This is a genomic window from Acidobacteriota bacterium (assembly GCA_012729555.1).
In the GTDB taxonomy this organism is placed as follows: domain Bacteria; phylum Acidobacteriota; class UBA6911; order UBA6911; family UBA6911; genus UBA6911.
This window is the reverse complement of record JAAYCX010000067.1, coordinates 1-4,053: the sequence shown is the minus strand read 5'-3', so window position 1 is coordinate 4,053 and position 4,053 is coordinate 1. Positions and strand designations below refer to the sequence as shown.

Here is a 4,053-nt window from a genome sequence, read left to right as displayed (position 1 = left end):
GAGCGTAACGCCCTTGGCCACCACCTCCACCCCGATGATGAGGCGGATCAGGTTGCGGTAGAGCACGAGCATGTACACCCCCAGCATCATCAGCAGCAGGCCGCATCCGAACAGGAGCAGGATCTCGTTATTCATGTTTCTTCTCCTTGGCCTTGAGCCGGAAGAGGGCGCTGATGCCGAACACCCCCGCCAGGATCAGCACCACCTGCCCCAGGATGTCGGCGCTTCTCAGGTTCCAGAAGACGTTCTGGAAGGAGCCGGAACCGGCGCCGGGGACTATCGAGGGGAGCGCGCCCCCCAGCCAGCGGAGGATCAAAACGTCCAGGCCGATGAAGACCAGCAGCACCAGGGGGATGAACCCGCGCCCCAGACGCGTCTCGTCACCCTGGTCGGAGTCCCTGGTCATGCCGACGGTGGAGACGAACAGGACCGTGATCAGCCCCGCGCAGACGCTCAGCTCGAACACCCCGGCGATGTTGGCGCCGTAATGGAAGAGAACTCCCGCCAGCACCGCCGACGCCAAGGCGAGCGAGACGGCCGTGTAGAGCAGGTCCCGGAACACGCAGGCTCCGACCGTGAGCAGGACCATAAGCCCCAGAAGAACCCAAAGCAGCATGTTATTTCCCTCCCAGTAAAATCACGGCCGCCGGTTCCACGATTCCACGCGTGACGCTGTGGAAGAAAACCCCGGTCAGGAGACAGGCGGCGGCCAGGAGAATGACCGCAAGGGACATGGCCGCCGGCGCCTCGCGGATGTCGCGCCATTTCTCGTTCAGGTGGCCGAAGAAGACCTTGCGCTGGATGATGAGGAAGTACCCGAGGGTGAACACGCTCACGAGGATGGCGAGCGTGGCGATGGCCGCCTGCCCCGCCGCCAGGGCCCCCATGATGATGAAGAGCTTGCTCCAGAAACCGTTGAAGGGGGGGACGCCGGCGATCGAAAGGGTGCCGAACACGCTCGTGGCCCCCGTCACCGGCATCCGGGTCTCGAGCCCCCCCATCTGTTCGATGTCGCGGGTCCCGAGCCGGTACTGCACCGCGCCGCTGTTGAGGAAGAGGAGGGACTTGAACAGGGCGTGGTTGAACACGTGGAAGAGCGCGCCGACCAGGCCGAGCAGGTTGCCCAGCCCCAGGCCGATCAGGATGTAGCCGATCTGGCTGATGCTGGAGTAGGCCAGCATCCGCTTGAAATCGCGCTGGAAGTAGGCGAGCACCGCGCCGGCGATCATGGAAAGGGTCCCCAGGGCCAGGAAGACCGTCCGGACCTCGCCGATTTCGGGCAGGATTCCGAAGAAGACCCGGACCAGCGCGTAGACGCCGGCGACCTTGATCACCACGCCGCTCAGCATCGCCGAGATCGGGGCGGGGGCGGACGGGTGGGCGTCGGGGAGCCAGGCGTGAAACGGCATCACGGCGGCCTTCAGCCCGAAGCCTGCGATGAAGAGCGCGGCCGCGAGCAGGAGCAGACCCGGAACCGGTCCCCCCGCCCCCGCGAGCGCCGCGGCCAGGGGTGCGAACTCGAGGGTCCCGGCGGTCATGTAGACCAGGAGGATTCCCACCAGCACGAGCGAGGTGGCCACGGCCGAGAGGAGCAGGTACTTGACGGCCGACTCGATGCCGTCCTGCTCCAGCCCGAAGGCCACCAGCACGTAGGAGGCGATGGACGCCACCTCGAGAAAGAGGTACAGGCTGAACAGGTCGCGCGTCAGGAGCATGGCGTTCAGGCCGAAGACCATGACCAGCAGGAGGGCGAAAAACTTCCCCCTTCCCCCGAGATGGGCCACGTAGGAGGTCGCGTAGACCATGCAGGCGAACGCGACCGCGTTGACCACCACCAGGAAAAGGAGGCTGACGCCGTCCAGGGCGAAGTGTGCGCCGAACAGCTCGTAGGTCAAACCGCTCCCCGCCGCGGGGATGAGCCGCAGGGTGAAAACAAGAGGGAGCCCCGCCGCCACGACCGCCAGCGTATTCGCGGCCCACCCGCCCAGCCTGGAGGCCCAGGGCATGAGCAGGACCGCGATCGGCGGCACCAGCAGGATCCAGCCTATGTAGGATTCCATCATCGACCTCAGAATCGGAATAAGGGTTCTAGAGTATGCCTCAACGCCTCGGGCGCCCCCCCGCTCCCCCGCCTAGGCGGCCGGACCGAACAGGAGAAACAGCACGACCAGAAAACCCGCCAGCGCCCAGCAGAGATAATTGCCGTACAGCCCGTTGTGGGCGCCGCCGAGCAGCGGACGGAGCAGGAAGCGGCCGATCGAGAGGACGCCGTTGCCGACGACGTCCACCATCCGCTCGCAGTACAGGAACACGATCCGGGTGACGAACTCCACCACGCGGACCCCGATCTCGTACCCGTCGAATTTCTTCGCCTCCGCCATCCCGAGCACCGGGCCGAGGACGGGGGAGGAGGCGAGCGGGGCGAAGGCTTCGGCCGCGCTCGCCCGCCCGCTGCGCGCGGCGGCGTAGATCATGAAGCCGGCGGCGAAGATGCCGAGCGAAACCACCGTCAGGATCGAGAAATGCCACACGTTCCCGGTCAGGCCCGGCTCGGGAGCCCCCGCCACGGCGCTGATGAGGGCGTCGGCGCGGGAGAAGACAAACCCGCCGAGGACGGCGACCGCGCCCATCGCCAGGGGGGCCAGGACGCAGGCTCCCGCCGTCTCGCCCCGGCCGCCCCCGCCCGGCGCCCAGAGCACGGCGATCACCTTGGCGAAAACGGCCACGTTCAGGACCGCGCCGACGACGAGGAGGGCCAGCACCACGATCTGCCCGCCGTGCAGCGCCCCTTCCAGGATCAGCTCCTTGGCCACGAACCCCCCGGTAGGGGGGAGGGAGATGGCGGCGAGGAAGGCCAGGAAGAACGCGGCGCCCGACCAGGGCATGCTGCGGGCGATCCCCAGCAGGCGCTCCAGCCCGGAGCCCCCCGCCTTCTCCTCGAAATTGCCCGTGGCGAAGAACATGGTCGACTTGTAGGCGGCGTGCGTCAGCATGTACAGCAGCGCGCCCGCCGCGCCGGCGGCTTCCGAAACCCCCAGGCCGCACACCATGAAGCCGACGGGCGAAATGGCCGTCAGGGCCAGGATCTTGCGCAGGTCCTTCTCCACGAGCGCCGGCACGATCGTCACGAAGACGGTGGCGACGCCGAAGAGGAAGAGGACCGTTCTGGCCGCGGCGTCGAGGACGAACATCTGCTGCGTCACGACGAAGAGGAAGTAGATGCCCAGCACCTTCTCGAGCGAGGCCGGCAACGCGGCGAAGCCGGAGGCGGGCATCACCCGGGCGGCGTCCGGGATCCAGGTGTGGAAGGGGAACATCCCCGCCTTGGCGCCGGCGCCCATGAAGATGAGGACGAAGGCCCAGAACGCCATCGGTCCGGAGGCGGTACCGACCCCGGCCGTCATCCCCCCCCCCTGCGAGACCTGGGAAAAGAGCATCAGCCCCAGGAGCATCAGGAAGTCACTCGTCCCGCCGATGATGAGGGCCTTGTGGGCCGCCGCCTCGGCCTTGGCCCCGCCGCTGTGGATCAGGAGGTAGAGGGCCACCAGGAAAAGCTCCCAGCCGACGACGAGGACCAGCAGGCTGTCGGTCAGGATGACGGCGTAGGTCGAACCGAACGCGACCAGCAGCGCGAAAAGATGAAGGTAAGGCCGCGCGATCCGGCGCGTCGCGCCCAGCGTGTACACCATCGCCAGGAGCTGGAACAGGAACACGAAACCGAGCAGGAAGGTCTTGAATCCGGTCAGGCTGAAACTGAGGGCGAACCCTTCGACCCAGGGGATGTCGACGCCGGGGGCGGAAGGAGCCGCCGTCCAGAACGCCAGCCCGGCGGCGACGACGGCCCCGAGCCCGAGCATCGCCCCCGCCCGGGGGCTTTTCCGGAAGAAGGGGAGGAGGAAGACCGCCGCCGCCAGGGGGACCAGGATGGGGACCCACAACAATGATTGAGCGCTCATAACCTATTATCTCCAGAGAAGGCTGACGAGTTCGACCAGGCGCTGTCCATCGGCAACCTTGACCAGGTCGTACGGCAGCTGGAGCAGAAACCCGCTC

At 67.1% G+C, this 4,053-nt stretch carries 4 protein-coding genes; all 4 read right to left on the bottom strand.

Annotation, left to right across the window (positions count from 1 at the left end; genetic code table 11):
- Positions 1-135, bottom strand: a 135-nt coding sequence (locus GXY47_12720; protein NLV32005.1) for a Na+/H+ antiporter subunit C, incomplete at its 3' end; no start/stop codon positions are given.
- Complete coding sequence (locus tag GXY47_12715; protein NLV32004.1) at positions 128-616, bottom strand: hypothetical protein; 489 nt, start codon at positions 614-616, stop codon at positions 128-130. The genes GXY47_12715 and GXY47_12720, both read right to left, overlap by 8 nt.
- 1 nt (position 617) lies before the next feature.
- A complete protein-coding gene (locus tag GXY47_12710) occupies positions 618-2,063 on the bottom strand; it encodes an NADH/ubiquinone/plastoquinone (complex I) (GenBank protein ID NLV32003.1) in 1,446 nt (481 codons plus the stop codon).
- Between the two features lie 69 nt (positions 2,064-2,132).
- Positions 2,133-3,956, bottom strand: a complete 1,824-nt coding sequence (locus GXY47_12705) for a hypothetical protein (GenBank protein NLV32002.1) — start codon at positions 3,954-3,956, stop codon at positions 2,133-2,135.
- Positions 3,957-4,053 lie beyond the last annotated feature (97 nt).